Annotated in this window: 23 protein-coding genes; 9 read left to right on the top strand and 14 right to left on the bottom strand. The window is 69.8% G+C overall.

What is annotated here, in order from left to right:
* Positions 1 to 179: 179 nt before the first annotated feature.
* Complete coding sequence (locus ACSMXX_RS09035) at positions 180 to 869, bottom strand: GNAT family N-acetyltransferase (RefSeq protein WP_473183512.1); 690 nt, start codon at positions 867 to 869, stop codon at positions 180 to 182.
* 270 nt (positions 870 to 1,139) lie between these two features.
* Positions 1,140 to 1,934 carry an SDR family NAD(P)-dependent oxidoreductase gene (locus ACSMXX_RS09030; RefSeq protein WP_473183511.1) on the bottom strand — a complete coding sequence of 265 codons (795 nt, stop codon included), beginning with the start codon at positions 1,932 to 1,934 and terminating at the stop codon, positions 1,140 to 1,142.
* Between the two features lie 254 nt (positions 1,935 to 2,188).
* Here ACSMXX_RS09030 and ACSMXX_RS09025 point away from each other — a divergent pair, with 254 nt between their 5' ends.
* Complete coding sequence (locus ACSMXX_RS09025) at positions 2,189 to 2,647, top strand: MarR family winged helix-turn-helix transcriptional regulator (RefSeq protein WP_473183510.1); 459 nt, start codon at positions 2,189 to 2,191, stop codon at positions 2,645 to 2,647.
* 89 nt (positions 2,648 to 2,736) lie between these two features.
* Here ACSMXX_RS09025 and cobF read toward each other — a convergent pair whose 3' ends face one another.
* On the bottom strand, positions 2,737 to 3,564 hold the full coding sequence (gene cobF, locus ACSMXX_RS09020) for a precorrin-6A synthase (deacetylating) (protein WP_473183509.1): 828 nt from the start codon (positions 3,562 to 3,564) through the stop codon (positions 2,737 to 2,739).
* 377 nt (positions 3,565 to 3,941) lie between these two features.
* Here cobF and ACSMXX_RS09015 point away from each other — a divergent pair, with 377 nt between their 5' ends.
* Both ACSMXX_RS09015 and ACSMXX_RS09010 read left to right on the top strand, forming a co-directional pair.
* Positions 3,942 to 4,757 carry a cobalt-precorrin-6A reductase gene (locus ACSMXX_RS09015; protein ID WP_473183508.1) on the top strand — a complete coding sequence of 272 codons (816 nt, stop codon included), beginning with the start codon at positions 3,942 to 3,944 and terminating at the stop codon, positions 4,755 to 4,757.
* 170 nt (positions 4,758 to 4,927) lie between these two features.
* Entirely contained in the window at positions 4,928 to 5,254 is a 327-nt protein-coding gene (locus ACSMXX_RS09010) for an EthD family reductase (protein ID WP_473183507.1), read from the top strand.
* A 163-nt stretch (positions 5,255 to 5,417) separates the two neighbouring features.
* Here the strand turns inward: ACSMXX_RS09010 and ACSMXX_RS09005 are convergent, their stop codons facing one another.
* The 3 genes from ACSMXX_RS09005 to ACSMXX_RS08995 all read right to left on the bottom strand — a co-directional run bounded on the left by ACSMXX_RS09005 (position 5,418) and on the right by ACSMXX_RS08995 (position 9,443).
* Positions 5,418 to 7,025, bottom strand: a complete 1,608-nt coding sequence (locus tag ACSMXX_RS09005) for a serine/threonine-protein kinase (protein WP_473183506.1) — start codon at positions 7,023 to 7,025, stop codon at positions 5,418 to 5,420.
* Positions 7,026 to 7,253: 228 nt separating this feature from the next.
* The gene (locus ACSMXX_RS09000) at positions 7,254 to 8,081 is read right to left on the bottom strand and encodes a phosphoenolpyruvate hydrolase family protein (protein ID WP_473183505.1); all 828 of its coding nucleotides are present in this window, start codon (positions 8,079 to 8,081) and stop codon (positions 7,254 to 7,256) included.
* 129 nt (positions 8,082 to 8,210) lie between these two features.
* A complete protein-coding gene (locus tag ACSMXX_RS08995; protein ID WP_473183504.1) occupies positions 8,211 to 9,443 on the bottom strand; it encodes a Tm-1-like ATP-binding domain-containing protein in 1,233 nt (410 codons plus the stop codon).
* 159 nt (positions 9,444 to 9,602) lie between these two features.
* Between ACSMXX_RS08995 and ACSMXX_RS08990 the strand changes: the two genes are divergently transcribed.
* Entirely contained in the window at positions 9,603 to 10,460 is an 858-nt protein-coding gene (locus ACSMXX_RS08990; RefSeq protein WP_473183503.1) for a GNAT family N-acetyltransferase, read from the top strand.
* Positions 10,461 to 10,954: 494 nt separating this feature from the next.
* On the opposite strand, the gene ACSMXX_RS08985 is transcribed toward ACSMXX_RS08990, so the two are convergent.
* The gene (locus tag ACSMXX_RS08985; protein WP_473183502.1) at positions 10,955 to 11,206 is read right to left on the bottom strand and encodes a hypothetical protein; all 252 of its coding nucleotides are present in this window, start codon (positions 11,204 to 11,206) and stop codon (positions 10,955 to 10,957) included.
* On the opposite strand from ACSMXX_RS08985, the gene ACSMXX_RS08980 reads away from it, so the two are divergent.
* A complete protein-coding gene (locus tag ACSMXX_RS08980; RefSeq protein ID WP_473183501.1) occupies positions 11,193 to 11,678 on the top strand; it encodes a hypothetical protein in 486 nt (161 codons plus the stop codon). The genes ACSMXX_RS08985 and ACSMXX_RS08980 overlap by 14 nt on opposite strands.
* A 175-nt stretch (positions 11,679 to 11,853) precedes the next feature.
* Here the strand turns inward: ACSMXX_RS08980 and ACSMXX_RS08975 are convergent, their stop codons facing one another.
* The 3 genes from ACSMXX_RS08975 to ACSMXX_RS08965 form a co-directional block, all read right to left on the bottom strand.
* Entirely contained in the window at positions 11,854 to 12,135 is a 282-nt protein-coding gene (locus ACSMXX_RS08975; protein WP_473183500.1) for a helix-hairpin-helix domain-containing protein, read from the bottom strand.
* Positions 12,132 to 13,013 carry an LLM class flavin-dependent oxidoreductase gene (locus ACSMXX_RS08970; protein ID WP_473183499.1) on the bottom strand — a complete coding sequence of 294 codons (882 nt, stop codon included), beginning with the start codon at positions 13,011 to 13,013 and terminating at the stop codon, positions 12,132 to 12,134. Before ACSMXX_RS08970 ends, ACSMXX_RS08975 begins: the two co-directional genes overlap by 4 nt.
* Positions 13,014 to 13,373: 360 nt before the next feature.
* Positions 13,374 to 14,516 (bottom strand): cation diffusion facilitator family transporter, encoded by a 1,143-nt coding sequence (locus ACSMXX_RS08965; RefSeq protein ID WP_473183498.1) that lies wholly within the window; start codon positions 14,514 to 14,516, stop codon positions 13,374 to 13,376.
* Positions 14,517 to 14,680: 164 nt separating this feature from the next.
* Between ACSMXX_RS08965 and ACSMXX_RS08960 the strand changes: the two genes are divergently transcribed.
* Positions 14,681 to 15,151: a DUF5990 family protein gene (locus ACSMXX_RS08960; protein WP_473183497.1), complete on the top strand. Its 471-nt coding sequence runs from the start codon at positions 14,681 to 14,683 to the stop codon at positions 15,149 to 15,151.
* Between the two features lie 10 nt (positions 15,152 to 15,161).
* On the opposite strand, the gene ACSMXX_RS08955 is transcribed toward ACSMXX_RS08960, so the two are convergent.
* Both ACSMXX_RS08955 and ACSMXX_RS08950 read right to left on the bottom strand, forming a co-directional pair.
* The gene (locus ACSMXX_RS08955) at positions 15,162 to 15,476 is read right to left on the bottom strand and encodes a metal-sensitive transcriptional regulator (RefSeq protein ID WP_473184705.1); all 315 of its coding nucleotides are present in this window, start codon (positions 15,474 to 15,476) and stop codon (positions 15,162 to 15,164) included.
* Positions 15,477 to 15,797: 321 nt separating this feature from the next.
* A complete protein-coding gene (locus ACSMXX_RS08950; RefSeq protein ID WP_473183496.1) occupies positions 15,798 to 16,025 on the bottom strand; it encodes a hypothetical protein in 228 nt (75 codons plus the stop codon).
* A gap of 1,078 nt (positions 16,026 to 17,103) precedes the next feature.
* On the opposite strand from ACSMXX_RS08950, the gene ACSMXX_RS08945 reads away from it, so the two are divergent.
* Together ACSMXX_RS08945 and ACSMXX_RS08940 are read left to right on the top strand one after the other, a co-directional pair.
* Positions 17,104 to 18,246 (top strand): PLP-dependent cysteine synthase family protein, encoded by a 1,143-nt coding sequence (locus tag ACSMXX_RS08945; protein WP_473184704.1) that lies wholly within the window; start codon positions 17,104 to 17,106, stop codon positions 18,244 to 18,246.
* On the top strand, positions 18,243 to 19,535 hold the full coding sequence (locus ACSMXX_RS08940; protein ID WP_473183495.1) for an MFS transporter: 1,293 nt from the start codon (positions 18,243 to 18,245) through the stop codon (positions 19,533 to 19,535). Before ACSMXX_RS08945 ends, ACSMXX_RS08940 begins: the two co-directional genes overlap by 4 nt.
* Before the next feature lie 170 nt (positions 19,536 to 19,705).
* On the opposite strand, the gene ACSMXX_RS08935 is transcribed toward ACSMXX_RS08940, so the two are convergent.
* Positions 19,706 to 20,677, bottom strand: a complete 972-nt coding sequence (locus ACSMXX_RS08935) for a hypothetical protein (protein ID WP_473183494.1) — start codon at positions 20,675 to 20,677, stop codon at positions 19,706 to 19,708.
* Between the two features lie 297 nt (positions 20,678 to 20,974).
* Here ACSMXX_RS08935 and ACSMXX_RS08930 point away from each other — a divergent pair, with 297 nt between their 5' ends.
* Positions 20,975 to 23,278, top strand: a complete 2,304-nt coding sequence (locus ACSMXX_RS08930) for a heavy metal translocating P-type ATPase (protein ID WP_473183493.1) — start codon at positions 20,975 to 20,977, stop codon at positions 23,276 to 23,278.
* A 177-nt stretch (positions 23,279 to 23,455) separates the two neighbouring features.
* Here ACSMXX_RS08930 and ACSMXX_RS08925 read toward each other — a convergent pair whose 3' ends face one another.
* Positions 23,456 to 23,971, bottom strand: a complete 516-nt coding sequence (locus tag ACSMXX_RS08925) for a DUF4396 domain-containing protein (protein ID WP_473183492.1) — start codon at positions 23,969 to 23,971, stop codon at positions 23,456 to 23,458.
* Positions 23,972 to 23,992: the final 21 nt, after the last annotated feature.

The following is a 23,992-nucleotide window of genomic DNA, read 5'->3' as shown; positions in this document are numbered from 1 at the left end:
GCGAGTTCAGGGGGACGGACGGGTGCGGATTCCGGGTTCCGGTGGTCGTACCGGTGGCTGCCGAAGACGCGGAAGACGCGGAAGACGCGGAAGAGGCGGAAGAGGCGGAAGAGGCGGAGGACGCGGAGGACGCGAAGGGCGCGGAAGGCGAGGGCGTCCGTACCGGTGCGGAGGTTCCGTCAGATCCTGTACCGGTTGTCCGCGGGAGGGAGCCCCGGCCGGGGCGGGGCGGGGCTGGGAAGTCCCGGCGTGGGCCAGGCGGCGGGCGCCGCCTGCAACGCCAGCTGGCCGTAGCCGCCCACGGGTGTCGCACGGCTCGGGGCGAGCAGCGCGTAGAGGACGGTGTCGCGCCACGTGCCGTCCGGGCGTCTCTGATGCCGCCGCAGCAGACCTTCACGGACCGCACCGATCTGCTGCATCACCTCGTGGCTCCTGCGGTCGAGGTCGTCGAGCTGCCACTGCACCCGCGAGAACCCCAGGTCGTCGAAGGCGTGCCGCAAGAGCAGCAGATGCATCTCGACGGTGGCGTACGTGCCGGTCAGCGAGTCCCCGAGCCAATGCCAGCCGATGTCCAGGCGCTGGTCGATCACGCCGATGTTGAGATACGCGATCCAGCCGGCGGGCCGGTGGGTGCGGGCGTTCAGCGCGACGAAGAGGAAGGCGGCTCCCGCCGCCTGCTGGGCGAGCCGCTGCTCCACGATGAAGCGCATCTCGGCCTGCGAGCGCGGCGCGTGCACCGGAAGCCAGCCCCAGTCCGTCTCCAGACCGCCCTGGGCCGCGAAGAGCTCCGGGACGTGATCGATCCTGAGTGGCTCCAGCACGACGTACCGGCCTGGCAAGGCCACGGGAGCGGGGGGCCGCGCTGTCATGTGCGGCACGCTAGCGGGCGGACCCCGTCCGGCGGGAGTTATACGCACGATCACAGAATTTCCGCCGAGGAGGGTTAGGCGTCTGTCGTTTGGATCTGGCCGCGTGCCCAGCAAGATCCAAACGAGGCCCTAGGCCGCGTACGGACGTCGACGCGGCCCTCGTCCCGTACGACGTGACGCGTCCCCCGCCGTGGCCACGCGCCCCGCTCCCGCCGCGCTCCAGCACGCTGGAGCGACCGCGAGGACGAGGCGCGCGGCCCGCGCGCGTGATCAAGGTATGAGGGTCGGAGCGACTCCGCCGTCGACGCGCAGGGCGGCACCCGTCGTCGCCGAGGCCTGCTCGGACGCGGCGTAGAGAACGAGCGCGGCGACCTCGTGCGGACGGATCAGCCTGCCCAGCAGCGAGGTGGGGCGCTCCTGCTCGATGAACGCCCGCTCGGCCTCCTCGAAGGAGGTGCCCGGCCCGACGCGGTCGGTGATGAACTCCTCCACCCCGGGCGTGAGGGTCGGCCCCGGCAGCACGGAGTTCACGGTGACGCCAGTACCGGCCACTTCCTGGGCCATGCCGCGGGAGAGGGCGAGCTGGGCGGTCTTCGTCATGCCGTAATGGACCATCTCGGTCGGTGTCATGACCGCCGATTCGCTGCTGATGAAGAGGACTCGGCCCCAGCCGCGCCGGGCCATCCGCGGGGCGTGATGACGCGCCAGCCGGACCCCGCTGAGTACGTTTACGTCGAAGAAGCGCTGCCACTCCTCGTCCGGGATCTCGAAGACCGGCGCGGCCGCGAAGATGCCGGTGTTGTTCACGAGGACGTCGCAGTCGGGCACGGCCTCGACGAGCCGCCGAGTGCCCTCCGCGGTGGACACGTCCGCTGCCACGGGACGCACCGTCTTCGAGCCCGACTCCTCGGCGACGGCACGGGCCGCCGCCGCGGTGCGTTCCTCGTCGCGTCCGTTGACCACGACGTCGGCGCCGGCAGCCGCCAGGGCGACGGCGACGGCCCTGCCGATGCCGGCGGTGGAACCGGTGACGACGGCGGTACGGCCGGAGAGGTCGATCTGCATGGGGTCCTTCCTTCATGGCGCGCTCTCCGCCCCGGGCGGAAGGCGGTCGCCAGTCGTTACGGGTGCACCAGCCGTTGCGGGTGCACCAGCCGTTGCGGGTGCAGGAGTGCTTCCGGGGTACGGAAGCTTCCGCCCGCACGTTACTTGCGCGCGCAGCTAGTTGCAAACGCGCTATATGACCGTCCGCTGGTAACGCTTGCTGGGTGCTCTATCCTGGGCCCCGGCAGGTTCTGCTTCGAAGGAGGAAGACAGAGATGACCGCGACGGACCCGGCGATGACCGCCCTCGCTCAGGGCTGGTGCGCGCTGTCCCTGCTGCACGGCCGGATCGAGACGCACATCGAGCGTGCCCTGCAGGCGGGGCACAGGCTCAGCGTCCGCGAGTTCTCGCTCCTCGACGTCCTCAGCCGTCAGCACACCGGACCCGGCGGTCATCTCCAGATGAAGCAGGTCGCGGACGCCGTCGTGCTCAGCCAGAGCGCCACCACCCGCCTGGTGACCCGGCTCGAGGACCGCGGACTGCTCTCGCGTTACCTCTGCCCGACCGACAGGCGCGGCATCTACACGGACGTCACCGACGACGGCCTCGCCCTCCTCGGTGAGGCGAGGCCCACCAACGACACGGCGGTCCGCGAGGCGCTCGACGAAGCGGCCAAGGACCCCGAACTCGCCCCGCTGGTCAGGGCCGTCGAATCCCTGAGGGCACCCGCCTGAGCAGGGCGCGCGCCTGAGCGAAGCGCGCGCCCGCCGGCAGGGGTGGACCTTCGTACGGAATCCGCGCCCGCGTCGGCCGCCCTCGGCCGTCAGCGGCGGTCGCCTGCGGGGGAATCGTCCGCGGACTCGCCGGGCTCCTCCCCGGGACGGCAGCGGCGCAGGAGGTAGGTGTCCATGATCCAGCCATGGCGGGCACGGGCTTCGGCGCGCAGTTCCACGATGCGGCCGGCCACCTGGTCCAGCGGCCCTGCCACCAGGATCTCGTCCTCAGTGCCGACGTAGGCGCCCCAGTAGATCCACAGATCCTCGGCCGTGTGCCCGGTGAAGCGCTGATGGGCGTCGAGCATGACGACGACGTCGTCCGCGGAGCCGATGCCCTCGTCCAGGAGCCTGCCCGGAGTGAGCAGCACCGGGCCCCCGACCTGGTTGAGCGGTGTGCCGTGGGCCGCCGTCAGCGCGGAGATGCTGCTGATGCCGGGGACGACCTCGTAGCCGAAGGACACGGTGCCCCGGGAGAGGATGTCCCGCAGGACTCCGAGCGTGCTGTCGTACAGGCCGGGATCGCCCCAGACCAGGAAGGCCCCGCATTCGCCCGGTGCCAGTTCCTCGCTGATGAGCCGCTCGCAGACGTCGGCTCGCCGGTGCCGCCAGTCCCGTACCGCCTCGGTGTAGGCCCCGTCGCCCTGGCGGCTGCGGTCGCGTTCCGGGTCCTCGCCTTCGACCAGCCGGTACGGCGTCCCCACGTGCTGGTCGAGCAACTGCCGCCGCAGCCGGACCAGTCCGTCCTTCTCGCTGCCCTTGTCCAGTACGAAGAAGACGTCCGCCGTGCGCATGGCGGCCACGGCAGCCAGCGTCAGGTGTCCGGGGTCCCCGGCACCGATGCCGATGACGAGGATGTGCCTGTCGCCGGCGCTCACGGTGAGGTCCGCTCTCCGGTTGCGGCACGGCTGCGGCAGCCCTCGCCGGGCAGCGCCCGTGCGGGTCCGGGCCTGTCGTACACGGAGCTCTCCTTCGCGGACAGGGCGCGGTGCGCCTCGACTGCCTTGGGGGACGAGGGCGAATCAGCTGCGTCGACCCTACGGAATCCCGGGGGAGGGCGGTCGTGCCGGTCCGTCCGGTCGCGCGGGCGGGCGTGAACAGCGCCCTCCGGAAGGCGTCTTCGAAGCGGGCGGGCAGCGACGTGCACAGTGCTCCTGTGCGCTCCTGTGTGCTTCAGTGGGGCTGTGTCCGCCGAACCGTCCGCCGAACCCCTCTCCCGCCGCCGCCCTTCACTCCGGCACTGAGAGGCGGGACGGTGAACGAGCGCCACGTGCTGATCCTCGGCGGCACCACGGAGGCCCGCGAACTGGCCTCCCTGCTGTCGGCCCAGGACCCGCCGACCGGCGGACGGCCGGCGCCCCGGCCGCCCGGTGGCGGCGCGCCGGTCCCGCACCGTCTGCGCGTCACCACGTCGCTCGCGGGCCGCACCGCGAACCCCGCGCCGCTGCCCGGCGAACTGCGTACCGGAGGGTTCTCGGACGTCGGCGGTCTCTCAAGGTGGCTGACCGAACACCGGGTTGCGGCGCTCGTGGACGCCACACACCCCTTCGCCGCGACGATCAGCCGCCACGCGGCGCAGGCCGCGGCCCGCTCCGGTGTGCCCATGCTCGCGCTGCGGCGGCCGGGCTGGTCCGCCGGCCCCGGTGACGACTGGCACGTGGTCGCTTCCCCGGAGCAGGCTGCCGGCGTGCTGCCCCGGCTGGGGCGGCGTGCCTTCCTCACCGTCGGACGTACGGGCACCGCCGCCTTCGCGCACCTCGACGGGGTGTGGTTCCTCATCCGGTCGATCGGAGCGCCGGAGCCTCCCGTGCCGCCGAGGGCGGAAATCCTCCTCGACCGTGGGCCGTTCACCGTCGAGGCGGAACGCGGGCTGCTCCAGCGGTACGCCATCGACGTCCTGGTCACCAAGGACAGCGGCGGTGCCGCGACCGCCGCCAAGCTCACGGCCGCACGGGAGGCGGGACTGCCGGCCGTGATGATCGGCCGGCCGCCGGTGCCCGGCGGCGTCCCGGTCGCCTCGTCCCCGCAGGAGGCGGCGGACTGGGTCCGTGCCCGGGCGGGCGCCCGTTGACGAGCGGGCCGCCTTCGGCGAGCCCCCGCCGCCCGGTGTGCCTTGTCGGGGCGGACCTGAGGTGAGTGACGCTCTGTCACGCACTCTTGCAGAGCCCGCAGCCCGCCGCGTACGTGTAGTACCGATACGGCAGTTCAGGAAGACCGGACAACGCTGAGCAGGAGCGCTACGTGTACCGATTGACCGTCCTCTACGGGCACCCCGAGGATCCCGAAGCCTTCGACGAGCACTACACCAACACGCACATTCCGCTGGCCAAGAAGATGGACGGCCTCACCGGCTGGACGATCGGCCACTGCGAGGGCGCGGAGGAGGGCGAAAAACCGCCTTACTACATGATCGTCGGCCTGTACGCGGAGTCACGGGAAGCCCTCGAAGCGGTCCTGGCCAGCCCGGAGGGCCAGGCCACCGTCGCCGACGTGGCCAACTTCGCCACCGGCGGCGCGTGGTTCTTCTTCGACGACGAGCAGGTGCTCATCCCCGTCGAGTTGGGCTGAGAACCCTCGGACCTGCCACTGCGATGCGGGCGAAACGGCTGACCACCGTTCGACCCGGGATGTGAGGTGGCGGCGCCGAACCGCGCCGCCCACCGCCCCGGTTCGCGACGCGCCTCCCGGGCCGCGTCGCTCACCTGTACTTGCGGTACCCGTACTTCGGCCGTCAGTGGGCGGCGGGAGACTTCTGCTGGAAACGGCTGCCCGCGAAGCTGCGCAGCGCAGTTTCCAGTCCGGCCGCACGGGTGCGCGTCTCCTCCTTGGCCGGCGAGACGATCGTGCACGTCAACACGCCGTCTCCCGGACTCAGTTGCCGTGGGACGTGGGTGTCGGCCCCCTTCTCGAGAGCGACCGTCAGGGCGAGTTCGCGCATGTTCTTCGCCCTCGTGAACGTGACGGACGCGATGTCCCGCCAGGGGACCGTCAGCATGTGCGGGCCGTGCCGCACATGGAGCCCGTCCGCCCCCACTTGCAGGGCTCTGGCCCGCAGCAGCGGCAGCGTCACCCTCAACTTGTAGACCAGGTACAGAAGCGTGGCGATGCACGCGTACATCACAATCGCGGGATTGGCGTCGAAGACGAACCCCACCATGAGAATCATGGCGCCGGTCGCCGCTGCCCGCAGGACGGGCGGCCGCATGCGATGCCAGAACACCTGAGGGCCCCACTCCTCCACCGCGAACGCGGGGGGATCCGCCGGTTCGTCTCGCGCCTCGGCGGGCGGCCGGTTCCGGTGCGTGGCCGGCGCGGGCCGTGCGGACTGAGCACGTTGGGCGGACCGACCGGGAGGCCTGGTCGCGTCCGTCGCGCCCGCCGAACTCGCTTGCTGCGGCCCGGTGGTGGCCACGGCCTCGGCATGCGGATCGCCGTTCGTCACGGCCGACCGCGTCACGTCCGTCCGCGAGCCCGTGGCCACGGCCTCCGGGGCGACCCGCGGGTCACGGACCGCAGCCGGCTGCCGGTTCGCGAGACGCGCGACCAGTTCACCGGCGGCGGGGCGGTCCTCCGGGGCCTTCTGCAGGCAGTCCTGCGCCAACTCCCGCAGGCCGTACGGCACTCCACTGAGGTCGGGAGCCTCGTACACGACGCGGAACAGCAGCGCGTGCGAAGGCCCGTCGCCGAAGGCTCCCGCGCCGGTCGCCGCGTGCACGAGCAGTGAGCCGAGGGAGAAGATGTCCGACGGCGGACCCGCCGGCCGCCCCAGTGCCTGTTCGGGCGACATGAAACCGGGTGTACCGAGGACGGTTCCGGCCCTCGTCAGATCGGCTCCCACCGAAGTCTCCAGGGTTTCCAGGGCCTTGGAGATGCCGAAGTCGATGACCCTGGGACCGTCGTCCACGAGCAGGACGTTGGAGGGCTTGAGGTCGCGGTGCACGAGGCCGCCCTTGTGGAACGATGCGAGCGCCTCGGCCAGGCCCATGCCGAGCCTGCGCACCTCACTCTCGTCCAACGGGCCCTGCTGCCGTACGCGTTCGGCGAGCGAGGGCCCGTCGACGTACTGGCTCGCGATCCACGGCATGGCGGCGTCCGGGTCCGCGTCGACGACCTGTGCCGCCCAGAAGCCGCCCGCCCGCATAGCGAGCTTCGCCTCCCGGCGGAAGCGGTCGCGGAAACCGGGAGAGGACGCCAGGTCCTCCCGTACCACCTTCACAGCGACCCGGCGCCCTGCCGGGGACTCACCGAGGAACACCCGGCCCATCCCGCCCGAGCCGAGCCGGCCGGTCAGCCGGTACGGGCCGGCGGTTCGCGGATCCCCGGCTCCCAGCGGTTCCATCGGGCCCCTTTCCGACTGCGGCTTCACCTGTCACGCCGTACGCCACACCTTAGCGACGACGTCCCCCGACAACTCAGCGGTTCCGGCAGCTCGGAGGCGAACAGGCGGGTGCGGGGAGACTCCGCCCGCGTCTCCGCGTCTCCGCGTCTCCGCGTCTCCGCGTCTCCGCGTCTCCGCGTCTCCGCGCCGCCCATGTCGCCCGTGCCACCCGTGCCGGCGAATGCGCGCTCAGCGCCGGTACGTCATCGACTTGAAGGACTCGGTCTGCCGGCGGATGCCCACTTCGGTGGGCAGCCGCTCGATCGAGCTGGCACCGAAGAAGCCCACGACCCCCGAGGTGCGGGAGAGGACGTACTGCGCGTCCTCCGGTTCCGCGATGGGCCCGCCGTGGCACAGGACCAGGATGTCGGGGTTGACCGTGGTCGCGGCGTCCCGCATCGCCTGGATCCGCTCGACGCATTCGTCGAGCGTGAGCGCGGTGTTCGCACCGATGGTGCCCTTGGTCGTCAGGCCCATGTGCGGCACGAGGACGTCTGCTCCGGCATGCGCCATGGCGGTCGCATCCGCTTCATCGAAGACGTACGGGGCGGTCAGCAGCCCGCGCTCGTGCGCAGCGGCGATCATCTCGACCTCCGCGCCGTAACCCATCCCGGTCTCTTCGAGGTTCTGCCGGAAGACACCGTCGATCAGTCCCACCGTGGGGAAGTTCTGCACCCCGGTGAAGCCCGCCTCCTCGACCTGGACGAGGAAGCGGTCCATCACCCGGAACGGGTCGGTCCCGTTCACCCCGGCGAGGACCGGGGTGTCCTTGACCACGGGCAGCACTTCGTCGGCCATCTCCATGACGATCGCGTTCGCGTCGCCGTAGGCGAGCAGCCCCGCGAGCGAGCCCCGTCCGGCCATGCGGTAGCGGCCGGAGTTGTAGATGATGAGCAGGTCGATGCCGCCTGCCTCCGCCGACTTGGCGGAGAGGCCCGTGCCCGCCCCGCCGCCGATGACCGGGCGTCCTTCCGCCGCGGTGGCCCTCAGCCGCCGCATCGCCGTTTCGCGGTCCAAAGCCGCGCTCCCCTCTGCCGTCGGTCCCGTGCGGGCCGCGTGTGTCCCGCATTCTCGTACTCGTGTGGTGCCGTCCTCGTGCGGAACCGCTCCTGGTGTGGAGTCCCTCCCTCGTGCGGAACCGCTCCCTCACACCCTCCCGGTGATCAGCCGGTCGAGGCGCCGGGCCGCATCGCGTCCGAACCCGGGGGAGTTGATGTGCGCGTCCACGTCGACGATCTCGACCCGCGATCCCGCGAGCGCGTCACGCAGCGCCGAGAACAGAGCCTCGTCCGCCGCGGCGTCCCGGAACGGGCCACCGTCCTCGTCGATGCCGCTCAGCCCGCGCAGCGGGAGATGGACGGCGACCGGTCCGTGCGCACCGGCGAGCTTCGCGCCGATGCGCCGGCCCAGCTCGGCGTTCTCCTCCGGCGTGGTCCGCATCAGCGTCACCGCCGGGTTGTGGATCACGAACTTACGGTCGCCGAACTCGGCCGGCACCGTTTCGCGTGGCCCGAAGTTGGCCATGTCGAGCGCGCCGAGCGACACGATCTGCGGGACGCCCTTCTCAGCCGCCGCCTCCAACCGGCGGGGCCCCGCACTCAGTACGCCGCCGACCAGGTCGTCCGCGAGTTCCGTCGTCGTCAGGTCGAGCACCCCGGCGAGCAGACCGTCGCGTACGAGCTTCTCCATCGCGCGCCCGCCGGCGCCGGTGGCGTGGAAGACCAACGGCTCGTACCCGAGGCGCACCAGCTCTTCACGCGCCTCGTCGACGGCCGGCGTGGTCAGACCGAACATCGACAGGCCGACGGTCGGCCGCCGCTCGCCCTCGGGCGCGTTACCGCGCGCCTCGTGCTCCACGGCCATTGCGGAGATCGCCGCGGCGGCGTTGCCGAAGATCTGCCGGGAGACCGAGTTGATTCCGGCCACGTCGACCACCGCGTGCATCAGCGTCACGTCCACCTCCCCGACGTACGGAGAGACATCGCCCGAGGCCATCGTCGAGACCAGCAACTTCGGGACGCCGACCGGCAGTTCACGCATCGCGCGGGAGGCGACCGACGAGCCGCCGGAGCCGCCGAGGCCGAGTATTCCGTCCAGCCGGCCCTCCGCGTAGAGCCTCAGGACGACCGCGGCCGCCCCGGACGCCATCACCTCCATGGCCGCTCCGCGGTCGCCGGCTTCGCGCAGTGCCGCGAGGTCGCCGCCTCCGGCGCGCGCGACCTCGGCCGCTTCCACGTCCACGCCGGACGCGGGCGCTTCCGAGAAGGAGCCGACGTCGACGGTCACCGTCTCCACCCCGTGCGCACGCATGCGCTCCGAGATCCAGGCGTACTCCTCGCCCTTGGTGTCCATCGTGCCGACAAGCACGACCGTGGCCATCCTGCCCACCTCCTGTCTCCAGCCCTTGAAACTCAAGGTTCACAGATGCGACGCCCTGGGACCCGGTTTCCGGGAACAACTCCTGTGCGGTCACGCGTGGTTGACACGTGTCTGTGACGAGGACCGGCGGCCGAGTCCGTCCGTCAGGGATCATGAAGCATGCCTCCTCCGGATGACTGGCACCTCACCGACAACGTCGACGACTTTCTCGCCCGAGCCGGAGAATTCCTGCGCTCGCGGCCCGCCCTGCACACCATTCCGCTGACAGTGACGGAGAAACTGCGCACACTCGGGGCGTCCGCACACGGCACCGGAGCCCCCGTCTTCGGCCGGCTGGAGCGAGCGGGCGAGGTCCTCGCCACCTTCCACCGCCTTCCGTCCCGCGGCCTGAGCGTCACCCCTCTCACCCCCGGGCAGGCCGACACCCTCGCCGCCCACCTGGCCGCCCTCGGGCTCTCCCTTCCAGGTGCCGCCGCGGACCACGGCACCGCCACCGCTTTCGCCGAGGCCTGGCAGCGGCACACAGGCGCAACGCCTGCACTCCGCGACCGGCTCCGCCTGTACCGGCTCGGCACGCTCACCCCACCCGAGCCAATCCCAGCGGGCCGGGGCCGGCTCGCGGGCGAGCAGGACCGTGAGCAACTCATGCTCTGGTGCCGTGAGTTCGCCACGGACGTCGGGGAAGTGGTCTCTGTGGACGCCGACTCCTGGGCCGGCACACGCTTCGCCGAGAAGCGCTATACGTTCTGGGAGACTCCGGACGGCACGCCCGTCTCCATGGCGGGCGTGAACCCGATGGTCGCCGGCCAGATCCGGGTGGACCCGGTGTACACCCCGGCCCACCTACGCGGACGTGGCTACGCGGGCGCCGTGACGGTCGAGGTGAGCCGGGCCGCGCTCGCCGCAGGCGCCACTGCCGTGCTCTTCACCAACGCGGCCAATCCCACCAGCAACGCCCTCTACCAGCGCATCGGGTACCTCCCCGTCACCGACTTCGCCGTGTACGACTTCGCCTAGGGCGTGTCCGCAAAATCCCTCCCCCAGACTCCGTCTGGGTGGGGGTCCCCCCAGCGCAGCGTGGGGGAGTGCTCCCAGGACCGCGGGGTCTGGCACGCACTCCCCCAGCCTTCGGCCGGGGGTGCCCCCACGCTGCGTTGTCGGTCGTCGGCGCAGCCCTCCCCCTGGGCCTGGGCGGCCCGGGTGGTACCCCCAGCGCTCTCGCCTCCCGGGCCGAAGGCCCAGGGGGAGGACGACGCTACTTTGCGGATACGCCCTCGGCCTCACCGGTAGCCGGTCAGGAACGTGACAGGCCCTGCTCGCAGAGACAGATGCCCGCAGTCACCGGCTCGGCGTGGGGCGCGTGAGGACCGCGTGCCGGCTGACCACGCCTGCGCGCCCACCGTCCTGCCTGGAGAGACGGCCGGTCGTGCTGCCCATTCGGTGCATTTCAATGGCTCGCGCGGGTGACAAATCATATTCGTGTGAACTGGAGTACGCCGCCCGTGGCATCGTCAATCTGGAAACAGGCTGCCGTCGATTTGAAGGTCTTCAATAAATCCCGCATGATTCCAGGCGCCGTTTTCCGGAATTTCATGCATGAGTCGCGAAGACGGCAGCCTGAAGAAGGCCACTCTCGCCTTTTCTGAGTGACACTCGCACGCACACAACAGGAGTGCAGGAATGGAATTCAAGGTAAGGGATTCACGACGCTCCCAGCGCATCACTTGGGCCGCAAGAGGTGTTTCGGCGGTGGCCGGAACCATGATCGCCGGCGTTCTCGTCGCCTCGCCCGCGGTCGCCCAGAGCAGCATTCACGACGGAAAGCCAGTCCCGCCGAGCAAGGCGAACTCGACAGCACCCGCGAAAACACCCGCCAAAGCAAAGGGACTTGGCGGCCACGGTGCGAAGAAGCACCAGAAGATCGTGCGGGCCGTGGTGAGGGACGACGCGACCCTCGTCCGCGGGCAGAGCTTCGGTGCCGCGTCGGCCAGCAGGGTCGGTACGGAAGCCGGCACCTACCAGGTCTGCTTCGACGTACGGATCACCAACGGCACCTACAACGCGACAATCGGGCTTCCCGGCAACGCCGGCGAACCGAATCCCGGTGAAATCAACGTCGTGGGCCGGATCGGCACCGACAACTGTCTGTTCATTCAGACATTCAACTCGCAAGGCGTGCTGACAGACAGCGGATTCCATGTGACCGTTGCGTACTCGGAAAAGCGGCGACGGTGACGGTGGCGGTGAATCACCGGGAAAGACCCTCCGCGTCATAGTGAACAAGGGGGCCGCCGCGCCCCGTCGTTGTTTCCGGCCGCCGAGGTCGTGAACAACGACGAAGAGCCGGACTCCGCGAGACCGAGTCCGGCTCTTCACGCGCGGTGGTCCCATCTGCACGTGGTTCCGTCCGTCATCCCAGCAGTCGTTTGCGCGCGGGGGTGTAGTGCCACCAAGGGCGGGCCGGCCGCCCTTCGGCCTGATCTACTGCGGACATGACGGTGTCGAGCAGGCATGGGTCGAGCCGCTCGCCGAAGGCGGCCGACATCCGCTCGTACAGCTCGATCGGGTCCTGGTCCGCCAACTGCGCGATCCTGGTGATGCCGACGCGTTCGAAGTAACAGGCCACGGATCGGCCGACGTTGACCAGCTCAGTGAGGTCCGATTCCTCACTTGAGGCTTGATTCGAGGTCATCGGGGCACCTCCGTTCCCCAGCCGGTCTCGTCGAGGGCGTCGGCCAGCAGACCGATCTGCTCGGGCTCCCCCGAGCACGGGAACAGCACCAGATCGTCAGCCCCGGCCTCGGCGAGGCGGCCGGTCTCTTCGCGCAGACGGTCCCCGTCCGTCATGACGTCGGAACGGACCTGAGGGAAGGACTCGGCCCCGTAGTAGTGCTCCACATACGTTTCGGCGGTCTTCGCCGCGCCGGTGCCGAGACAGAAGTAACGCTCGACTATTACCCGTGGTCGTCCGGGTCGTCCTGCTCGGGCCCATTCCCGGCGTACGACGTCGACGCCTTCCTTCAGCAGCTCCAGCCCGAACGCCGGGGCCACCCAGCCGTCGGAGAGGGCGGCTGCCCGGGCGAATCCGGCGGTCACGACTCCGGCGAGCAGCAGTCCCGGGCGCCCGTGGGGGAGTGCGGGGACCGGCCCGGAGGCGCCGGCCACTTCGCCGCGCCACACTTCGCGCATCCTCGCCAGGGTGGCCTCGAACGCGGCACCCCGTCCCTTCAACGACACGTCGCTTGCCGCGTAGTCCTCGGGCCAGCCGCCCATGCCCAGCCCCACGGTCAGCCGTCCCGCGGAAAGCCGTTCGACCGAGTCGATCTGCTTGGCCAGGACGACGGGGTTGCGGCGGTAGCCGGCATTGAGCACGGTGGTCAGCAGCTCGACGCGTTCGGTACGGGTCGCCGCGGCGGACAGTGCCACCAGCGGGTCCAAGTTGTCGTACACCAACCGGTCGATCACGCTCAGCGAACGAAAGCCACGCTGCTCGCTTTCGGCCGCCCATTCCCCGATCGACTCGGCGTCCGCCCCCGGTACCGCGGCTGGCAGTCCGATTCCGATACGCAACGTTCCTCCTCAGGTGACCGGTCCTTGACGCCGCTTCAGATGTCCGGGGCGAGCGCTCCGCCAAGTCGAAGGCGACGGCCGTATCCCGGCTGACCCGGCCGGAAAATCAAGCCGATGTCTGAACTCCTGCGCCGCAGCGTAATCAGGGGGATCGCGTCAGTCTTGAAAGAATCGGACATGCCCGAGCGGTTCGCTGCCGCCGACAGCAGGGCGTCCACCAGGGCCGCCGTCGGGCAGCATCTGCGCTCGCGTGTCCTGGACGGGGACTTCTTCGAAGCGAGGTTCGCGGCTGATCGCCTCGCCGATCGCCTGGACCTGTTCGGGGAGTCGCCGGCGGAGTTCGTCACGACGCTGCTCGTGTCATCTGCCGCGGACAGCGCCTCGTTCCGCCGGTGCCGGGTGTTCCGGTCGGTTGCCGTGGTGTGCCAGGTCCTCGTGCGGGTCGGCGCCGCGAGAGAAGGTGTGGTCGGTGTGGACCGTCGCGGCGGTCAGACGGGGGACGGCGTGGATCAGGGCGTGCTCGGCCGCGACGGCCAGCCGGTGGGCCTGGACGACGGTCAGGTGCGGGTCGAGGACGATGTCGGCCTCGGCGCGGAGGGCGTGGCCGATCCAGCGCATCCGCACTTGCCCGATGCCCCGGACCCCGTCCACGCCGCGCAGGGCGGTTTCGGCGGTCTCGACGAGTTGAGGGTCGACGGAGTCCATCAGCCGCCGGCAGACCTCGCGGGCGGCGTCCTTGAGAACCAGCAAGATGGCGACGGTGATCAGCAGGCCGACGATCGGGTCGGCGGCCCGCCAGCCGATCGCGGCTCCGCCCGCGCCGAGGAGGACCGCGAGTGAGGTGAAGCCGTCGGTGCGAGCGTGCAGGCCGTCAGCGACCAGAGCGGCGGAGCCGATCCGCCGGCCAGTGCGAATGCGGTAGCGGGCCACCCACTCGTTGCCGGCGAAACCGGCCATCGCAGCCGTGGCCACCGCCCAAACGTGCGTGATGTCACGGGGGTTGAGCAGCCGGTCGACGGCCGCGTAGGCGGCCAGCGCCGCGGACGCCGCGATCGTCGCGACGATGACGATGCCGGCCAGATCCTCTGCGCGGCCATAGCCGTAGGTGTAGCGGCGGTTGGCAGCTCGCCGCCCGAGCACGAACGCGATCCCGAGCGGCACCGCGGTCAGAGCGTCGGCTGCGTTGTGGATCGTGTCCCCCAACAAGGCCACCGACCCCGACACAGCGACGATCAATCCCTGAACGACGGTGGTCGCCCCAAGGACGAGCAGGGAGAGCCACAGTGTGCGCATTCCCTCCCGCGAGGTCTCCATGGCCGCGTCGACCTTGTCCGCTGCCTCATGGCCGTGTGGAGTCACCAGGTGCCGAACCCGATGCCGTACACGAGCCAGGAGGGAGGCTCGCGGGTCGTTCCCTCGCCCGGCGCCCGCATCCCCAATGCCATGACCGTGCTGGTGATCGTGGTGGTGATCGTGTCCGTGGTTGTGCCGATTCCCCGCCATGACGCTCACCGTGACACAGCGATTCCATTGCGGCTACAGCCGTCATACGCTCTGTGACCAGGTGCGATGCGCTCGCAAGTGGGCCTGGGGAGCGACTCCGCACCGGCCGCGCGAAGGATCGCACCCGCGGATCCGGAGTTTTCGGGGGAGGGGATGATGAGCCCATGCAGATCCGTATCGAGGCCGTCGACCTGCCAGGTCTGATCTGCCTGCCCGGTACGGACAGTCCGCGGTACCGGAACGTTCACGTAGCTGTGCAACGCCGCAACCGGCCCGGCGAACTGCTCGGTGTGCAGCCGGGAAACGCGGACCGGGTGCAGTGGACACTCGAGGTCACCGTGGTGCCTGCCGAGTCCGGCACCGATGTGCGGGGCCCCTACGTCCAAGGTCGCCCGGGAGACCGGTTTGTGTACCTGTCGTGGGGCATGGTCGACGACGACGGTGCGTTCGAGATGTTCCGCCGCGCCAAGCTCATCCTCGACGCCGTCCCCGACGACATCCTGGCCGCTGCGGCGCGCGACGGACTGCTGGTCGGGCGGCTCGGATTGACGGATGCGTGCGGTGCGCCGTTGTGTGCCCGCGTCACTCCACCTCGGATCACCTGGAGCGCGGCATCCCCGGACTCACCGGAGTGAATCCGCTGGATCAGGAGCGAACCAGCCGGGCGATGGCCTCGTTGGCTTCCTTCAGTTTGACCGTTGCTTCTTCGCCGCCCTCGGCGACGGCTCCGCTGACGCAGGTCGCGAGATGCTCTTCCAGAAGCTGCAGGGCGAAGGACTGCAGTGCCCGCGTGGTGGCCGAGACCTGAGTGAGGACATCGATGCAGTACGTGTCGGACTCGACCATGCGCTGCAGCCCGCGGACCTGGCCCTCGATCCGGCGAAGTCGCTTCGAGACCTCGTCCTTGTGGTTGCTGTAACTGACCATCGACTTCACCCTCCGGCACGCTCCGGGCCTCAGTCGACTATACCCGGGGGCCGTACCGGGAGGTATGGGCGGGAGCACGGCGGAAGCCTCTCAGTACGCACGTGACTCCCCGCTGTAGTTTCCAGGTGTGCCGCCGGGCATCGAGGGCGCGTTCGCCCTCCAGTACAGGGCTGCCATACCCCCCTAGGGTAATCATCGATCGGAGGCGGCCGACTGCCGTTGCGCAGCAGTTGACGCATGGCCTGTTCCACTCCCCTCAAGACGAGTCTTGTGCGGGCGGCGATGGACTCCGGTTACGATCACGACATGGTCACGGCCCGGCGGACTCCCGGAGTGCTGCGGCCCCGCTCTTCTTCAGCGGGTCCGCTGTACCTGGTGTGGCTGGCGGCGCTTCTGCTGGGCCTGCTCTACACGCACGGCTTGAGTGGTGAAAGCGTCGCCGCCCATGCGGCCGTCAACTCCGTTGCGCCGGCCGCAGCTCCAGCGCACGCCGACGAACAGGCTTCCTCGGCCGAGGCGTCCGACGCGCATTCCGAGGATCACCATCAGCCCGGCACCGGACATCACGGAGAGGGTGATCACGGGGAGCAGGATTGTCTGACGGTCAAGCCACAGCAGAACACTGACCTGTCAGCACCCTGTGCGACTCCGCTCCCCGTTGCTCCGCCCGCGGCCAGTTCAGCCGGCTCGATCGCGCGTCCGGTCAACACCGGTCCTGCGCAGACTCCCGCAAGAGATCCGTCGATTCTCCGGATTTAAGCCGGCGTCATTCAACCGACCGTCAGGGGCCCCGGCCTCGTGCGCCCGCGCGGTGCAACGCTTCGTGACCGTACGAATGCGGTCGGTTCCTGTGCCCGCTCAAACCGGTCGCCTTGCGTCTGACAAGGCGAGGAGCCTCTGTCCATCGGCGTGAGCGGCACTGTCTGCCGTCGAACTGTTCTGCCTGCCGACGTACCCGACTCCCATTGCGCGGCCTGGATTACGGAGCATCATGTCGCACCCCCCTCATGGCCGGTGTGCTGTGACGCACGCAGCCACCACCTCTCTCCGCCCTCACCTCGCCGGTTCTCAGTCACGGTTCTTCGTGCACGGTCTCGTCGGAGCCCTTCTCGCGGCTCTGCTGCTGTGCTTCGCCTGTCCGAATTCGGCCTCAGGGGCGGATCGCGGGCATGGGATGCGCAGCTCCGCGGTCGACGTCCCGGCGACCGGCAACGCGCCCGCGGAGGCTGCTCCGACGGACGACAACTCTTCCGGTCACGACAACTCTTCCGGTCACGACCCCGTCTGCGAGCGGCTGGACCAGCACCGTGCGGCTCTCGTGCCGCCACGGCTGGAGCCCGGCGCCGATCCGCCGGCAACAAGCGCGTCGGTGCCGCCTCCTTCGCGTTCGCGGGAGCCGCCACACCGTCAAGAAGGGGCACCGGCCGCGGTGAGTGGCCGGGATGTCCTCTCCCGACTCTGCCGGTGGCGGATCTGAGCCTTCACCACGCGGCCGTCATCCGGCCGCCGCGTCCGGCCGGGAGTCAACTCCCGTTGTCCGCACGCGAGATGAGTCTGCCCTGCTGGATCACTCACAGCGACAGAGAGCGAAATGATGTACTCGCCAACCCCCACTACGCCCACCTACCCCGACGCGGGCAGGCCCGGCACTGCCCACGGCATGTCCGGCCTGGTGGGCAATACGCCGCTTCTGCGCGTTTCCGAGCCCCTCGCCTCCGCCGACCGCGGATTCTGGGCAAAGCTCGAAGGATTCAACCCCGGCGGGATCAAGGACCGCCCTGGCCTTCACATGGTCGAACGTGCACGCGCCCGAGGTGACTTGCCCCCAGGCGGGCGGATCATCGAATCCACCAGCGGGACCCTCGGGCTGGGACTCGCCCTGGCCGGCATGGTCCACGGCCACGAAGTCACGCTGGTCACCGATCCGGGGCTGGAACAGTCCATGACCCGGTTGCTGACCGCCTACGGCGCCCAGGTCGATGTCGTTTCCGAACCCCACCCGGCCGGTGGCTGGCAACAGGCACGCCGCGAGCGCGTGACCCGGCTGCTGGCTCAGCACCCCGGCTCCTGGTGTCCCGACCAGTACAACAACCCCGACAACACCGCCGCCTACACACCACTCGCGCTGGAACTCGCTGCCGAACTCGGCCATGTCGACGTTCTGGTGTGCAGCGTCGGCACAGGCGGACACTCCGCCGGGGTATCCCGTGCTCTGCGTCAGCTCTACCCGGAACTGCGGCTGGTGGGGGTGGACACCATCGGCTCGACGATCTTCGGTCTGCCGGCCCGCCCACGGCTGATGCGAGGCCTGGGCTCGAGCATCTATCCCCGTAACGTCGCTTACGGCAACTTCAGCGAGGTGCACTGGGTGGCGCCTGCAGAGGCGGTGTGGACATGCCGCCAACTCGCCGCGTCCCACTACGCAACGGGCGGCTGGAGTGTCGGCGCGGTCGCCCTCGTCGCCGGCTGGCTGGCCCGCACTCTTCCGGCAGCCACGCGTATCGCCGCCGTCTTCCCCGACGGGCCGCAGCGTTATCTCGGCACCGTCTACGACGACGGCTACTGCGAAGCGCACGGCCTGCTCGATTCACCGCCGGCCGCGGAGCCAGAAGTGATCGGGCGTCCCGGCGAGAAGGAGGTCACCGGCTGGACGCGATGCACCGCCGTGGTCGATCCACTCGCCTTGACCGCCTCGCCCGAAGAGACGGATCCCCTCGACTCGGGCGAGAGGTCCGGCCCACCGGCACAGGACGAAGCACACGGACATCACGGCGAGAGCAAGACAGTGGAGGAGGTCCGATGAAGGCGACCATCGCTCAGGTCCGTTCCTTCGAGCGCAGCGTGCAGCTGTTGATGGTGAATCAGTTCACCATCAACCTCGGCTTCTACATGCTGATGCCGTACCTGGCGCAACACCTGGCGGGAACACTGGGATTGGCCGCGTGGACGGTCGGCTTGATCCTGGGCGTACGCAACTTCAGCCAGCAGGGGATGTTCCTCTTCGGCGGCACACTCGCCGACCGCCTCGGCTACAAGCCCATGATCATCGCTGGTCTGATGCTTCGCATCGTCGGCTTCGCCGTACTCGGACTCGTCGACTCGCTGCCCGCCCTGCTCGCCGCCTCCGCGGCGACGGGACTGGCGGGGGCTCTGTTCAACCCCGCTGTCCGCGCGTATCTCGCACTCGATGCCGGGGAACGGCGTGTGGAGGGATTCGCACTGTTCAACGTCTTCTACCAGGCCGGGATCCTACTCGGGCCCTTGGTCGGAGTGGCGCTGACCGGGGTGAGCTTCCGCCTGACGTGCCTGGTGGCGGCGGGCGTCTTCGCTGTCCTGGCGTTGGTGCAGATGCGTGCTCTGCCTGCTCGGACGGGCCCGCGGGACCCGGACAAGTCGCCGGCGTCGGTGCTCTCCCAGTGGCGCACGGTGGCGGCCAACCGCCCGTTCTGGCTGTTCTCCGTCGCGATGATCGGCTCCTACGCGCTGTCCTTCCAGATGTATCTGGCGCTGCCGCTCGAGGTGCGGCGAGTCGCCGGAGACAGTGAGGTCAACACAATTGGAGTGGGGCTTCTCTTCGCTGCTTCCGGCTTGTCCACGATCCTCTGGCAGACCCGCTTGACCGCCTGGTGCAAGGAACACCTGGGCACCGGGAAGTCGTTGGTGGCCGGGCTCACCTGTCTGGGAGCCGCGTTTCTGCCGCTTCTGGCGGCGACCGCCGTCCCGCTGCCTGCCCACGGGCCGGGACGCTGGGTCCTCGCCGTTGTGCCGCCCTTGATGTCGGCGCTGCTGCTGGCTCTGGGAACGATGCTTGCCTATCCCTTCGAGATGGACACGATCGTCGCCCTGTCACAGGACCGGTATGTCGCCACGCACTACGGGCTCTACAACACCATCTGCGGCATCGGTATCACCCTCGGAAACCTCCTGACAGGCGCGGCGCTGGACGCCGCCCGTGCTGCCGGGGCCCCGGCGCTTCCGTGGCTGGTTCTCGCCGGCGTCGGAGGCGGCTGCGCGCTGGCGGTGCTCGGTCTGCACCGCACAGGCCAGTTGACGGTCGCTCCGGTGAAGGAGACACAGGCCGCAACGGCCTGAGCGCCGGCGGATGACGTGCGGGCGACTGCGCCCGTTCGTCATCCGCCGCCCGCCTGCCGCCGTCTGCCGCTCGTCTGCCGCCGAATACGTGGCACGTCGGCCGCAGACCGGAGTCAGGTCTGCGGCCGAAGTGCCCAGGCATGTCGACGTCTTGCCGGGCAGAACCCGGCTCAGTGCTTGTGGCTGTCGCCTTCCTCGTCTCCGGGGGGCTTCTCCTTCGGGGCATCGCCGACTGGACCGGCTCCGAGGGTGAACTCGGCCGTGCGGACCTTGCCTTCGTGCTTGAAGTCGAGGAAGAGACGGTAGGTGCCCTCGCTCGGAGCCGTCGCGGTGAAGGAGATCTCCGGCCCGGGCTTCGTGGTGCCGTCGCCGGGTTCGCCGTTGGGATGGACGTGGAGGTAGGCGAGGTCGCCGGCGCGCAGAGCCACCAGGTGTCCGTACGCGCCCAGATAGGGCTGCAGATCCCTGACCGCGCGGCCCTTCTTGGTGACCTTGAGCTTCACTTCCTCCGCGGCCCCCGGGCGCAGGCGACCGGCGAGGGTCACCGTGTATCCGTCGACCTCCGCGGTGCGGGAGGGCTTGGCGGGCGCGCCCGGTTCGTAGTCACCGGCGACGGGCAGGTCCGCTCCGAGGGTGAGGTTCTCCGCGCCTTCGGCAGCGGGCGTGAAGTCGGCGAACATCCGGTAGTCGCCTGCCTCGGGGAGTTCGGCCGAGATGCTCCACGTGCCGTCGTCCGCCCGCGCCGGGTGCAGGTGGCGGAATGTGGTGAGGTCACGCGAGGCGAGGATCAGGTGCAGTTCCTTGTCGTGTTCGCGCTTGAATCCCGTGACCTTCCGGCCCTTGCTGTCCCGGACGGCGAAGCGCAAGTCCGCTTGCTTGCCGGCTTCGAGCTGTGTGGTCTCCAGGTCGAGGGTGTATCCGCCCTCGGAGACCTGGAGCCCTCCGGCCGGCGAACTGCCCCCTCGCCCGTTCTCGTTGGACGACGCACCCGCTGCGTGACCACTGTGGGCTTGGGCTTGGGCTTGGGCCGCAGGTTCGGCAGGCGAGGTCACGGGGTCGACGCCCTTGCCGACGCCGTAGGCGGCGCCGAATGACACCGCCAGTGCTGCGGCGAACGCGGTGATCTTCACTCCGGTGTGCATGGCTACTCCTGTGGCGCGGTGCAGACGTGAGTATCGGCACGGCCAAACATATACCCCCCTAGGGTATTCTTGCCAAGACTCGGACGGCTTGCTTCCAGATACAGGGAGGGGGTATATGTGGACCACTGAGGGGAGTACCCCCCTAGGGTATAAATCCCGGGTCGATCGCACCACCAGGAGAGAAGCCATGTCGTTCTGCGGTACCGCCGGCGGCAGCCGCCACAGGGGTGCGGCCCCGGCCCGTGGAACGTCAGGCCGGGCCCCGGGCCCTCAACCCTTCCAGCCCGAGGAGCAGTGATGACCACCGCGGTTTCCCGGACAGCCGAGACAGAGCTCGCCATCGGCGGGATGACCTGCGCCTCGTGCGCCGCTCGCATCGAGAAGAAGCTCAACCGCATGGACGGGGTCGAGGCCACCGTCAACTACGCCACGGAGAAGGCCAAGGTCACGCACGACGACGGCATCGCGGTCGAGGACCTGATCGCCACGGTCGAGGCGACCGGCTACACGGCTGAGCTTCCCCCGCCCGTTCGTACGGAGAGCGCGGCCGCTGACGCAGAACATGCCGGGGAGGAGGCGGACGAGCTGCGACCGCTGCGGCACCGGCTGATCACCGCGGTCGCCCTGGCCGTACCGGTCATCGCGATGGCGATGGTGCCGGCCTTGCAGTTCGAGTACTGGCAGTGGCTCTCGCTCACCTTCGCGGCGCCGGTGGTCACCTATGCGGCATGGCCCTTCCACCGGGCGGCATGGACTAACGCCAAGCACGGCGCCGCCACGATGGACACGCTGATCTCGGTGGGCACCTCCGCCGCCTTCTTGTGGTCGCTGTGGGCGCTGTTCTTCGGCACCGCCGGCATGCCCGGCATGACGCATCCGTTCGAGCTGACCATCGCTCGTACGGACGGTGCCGGCAACATCTATCTCGAGGCCGCTGCAGGCGTGACCGCGTTCATCCTCGCCGGGCGCTACTTCGAGTCGCGCTCCAAGCGACGGGCCGGGGCGGCGCTGAAGGCGCTGCTGGAGCTGGGGGCCAGGGAAGTCACCGTCCTCCGGGACGCCCGTGAGGAGCTGATCCGCACCGAGGACCTGAGCGTGGGCGACCGTTTCCTCGTACGTCCTGGGGAGAAGGTCGCCACGGACGGCACCGTGATCGAAGGTGCCTCCGCGGTCGACACGTCGATGCTCACCGGAGAGTCCGTTCCCGTGGAGGTCCGCGTCGGCGACACCGTCACCGGCGCCACCCTCAACGCCGGCGGACGACTCGTCGTCGAGGCCACCAGGATCGGGGCGGACACCCAGCTCGCGAGGATGGCAAAGCTCGTCGAGGACGCCCAGAGCGGCAAAGCCGCCGCCCAGCGCCTGGCTGACAAGATCTCCGCCGTCTTCGTCCCCGTCGTCATCGGCCTGGCCCTGGGAACGCTCGGCTTCTGGCTGGGCAACGGCGCCGGGCTGACCGCGGCCTTCACCGCAGCAGTCGCTGTTCTGATCATCGCCTGCCCGTGCGCTCTCGGGCTGGCCACACCCACGGCGCTGATGGTCGGCACCGGCCGCGGCGCCCAGCTCGGCATCCTCATCAAGGGGCCTGAAGTGCTGGAGACGACCCGCAAGGCCGACACCATCGTCCTGGACAAGACGGGCACCGTCACCACCGGCAAGATGACCCTGCTGAAGGTGCGTACGGCCGAGGGCGTTGACGAGGCCGAGGTTCTGCGCCTGGCCGGGGCACTGGAGCACGCCTCGGAGCACCCCATTGCCCAGGCCGTCGCCACCGGGGCCGCGGAGAAGGCCGGCACCCTCCCGGTTCCCGAGGACTTCGCGAACCACCCCGGACTCGGAGTGCAGGGCATCGTCGAAGGTCACGCCGTACTCGTGGGCCGGGAGAAGCTGCTCACGGTGGGGGCATCTCACCTGCCCGAAGGGCTGCGGGGGAGGGCGATCGAGCTCCCTACGGACCTCAAGGAGGCCAAGGCGGAGGCCGAGAGGGCAGGCCGCACTGTCATCACGGTCGCCTGGGACGGCGAAGCACGCGCCATCCTCGAGGTCGCCGACGCGGTCAAGGACACCAGCGCCGAAGCCGTACGGCGCCTCCGCGCCCTCGGTCTGACCCCTGTTCTGCTGACCGGCGACAACCGCGCGGTCGCTGACGCGGTCGCCGCCGAGGTCGGAATCGCCGCTGACGACGTCATCGCGGAGGTCATGCCCGAGGACAAGGTGGAGGCAGTCAAGCGCCTGCAGGGGGAGGGCCGTTCGGTGGCCATGGTCGGCGACGGCGTCAACGACGCGGCGGCCCTCGCCCAGTCCGACCTCGGGCTGGCCATGGGCACAGGGACGGACGCCGCGATCGAGGCGGGAGACCTCACCCTCGTACGGGGCGACCTGCGGGCCGCGGCCGACGCCATCCGCCTCTCCCGCCGCACTCTGGCGACCATCAAGTCCAACCTCTTCTGGGCCTTCGCCTACAACGTCGCGGCTCTTCCGCTCGCCGCGGCCGGGCTGCTCAACCCGATGATCGCCGGAGCGGCAATGGCCTTCTCCTCGGTCTTCGTGGTCAGCAACAGCCTGCGGCTGCGACGCTTCCGGCCGATGACCGGAAGCTGACGAGCCGGGGCCGCACCCACGGGGGTGCGGCCCCGCGCAGCGACGCACCCGGCTCCGGCGTCAGCGAGCCGCGAGGCAGGGAGTGTGCGGCCTCCGCTCCGCAGGCCGTTGCCGTATTCGCTGCTCCGGCCGTTTGCGCCCGGCGCCGCGTGCGCACCCGCGAGGGGCACTCACCGGTCAGTGATAGGCATGGACGACGGCGTGGCCCTTCCCGCGGCCGATCATCCACTTGTTGACCGGAGTGGTGACCACGAAGGCCACAGCGAATCCGCCCAGCAGCGCGGACCAGAACAGACGGTCCGACAGATGGGCGTCGATCGCGCCGGGAACCAGGGCGATGATGAGGTTGTCGATCAGCTCCATCACCGCGATGGAGATCGTGTCGGCTGTCAGCGCGACCTTGATGGCGCCCTTCAGGCCCAGCCCGGCCCTGCGGACCGCGAACAGTGTGAAGGAGTAGCCGAAGATGAACGCCAGGGTGATCGCCAGAACCATGGTCGGCACATTGCTCCACAGCAGGGCGGTGCCGATGACCATGCCGAGGATCTCGCCGATGGCGCAGCCGGTCAGGCAGTGCAGCGTCGCCTTGGCGGCCGTGCTCCAGGTCGCGTCCCCCGAGCCTTGATCACCGTGATCGAGGTGCCCCGTGTGGTCGTGGCCGGATGCTTCTCCGCCCTGGTCCGCGTGGTCCATGACCGTCCAACCCCATTCCCG

The organism is Streptomyces sp. DSM 116795 (genome assembly GCF_055792905.1).
This window is presented reverse-complemented; position numbering and strand designations above follow the sequence as displayed.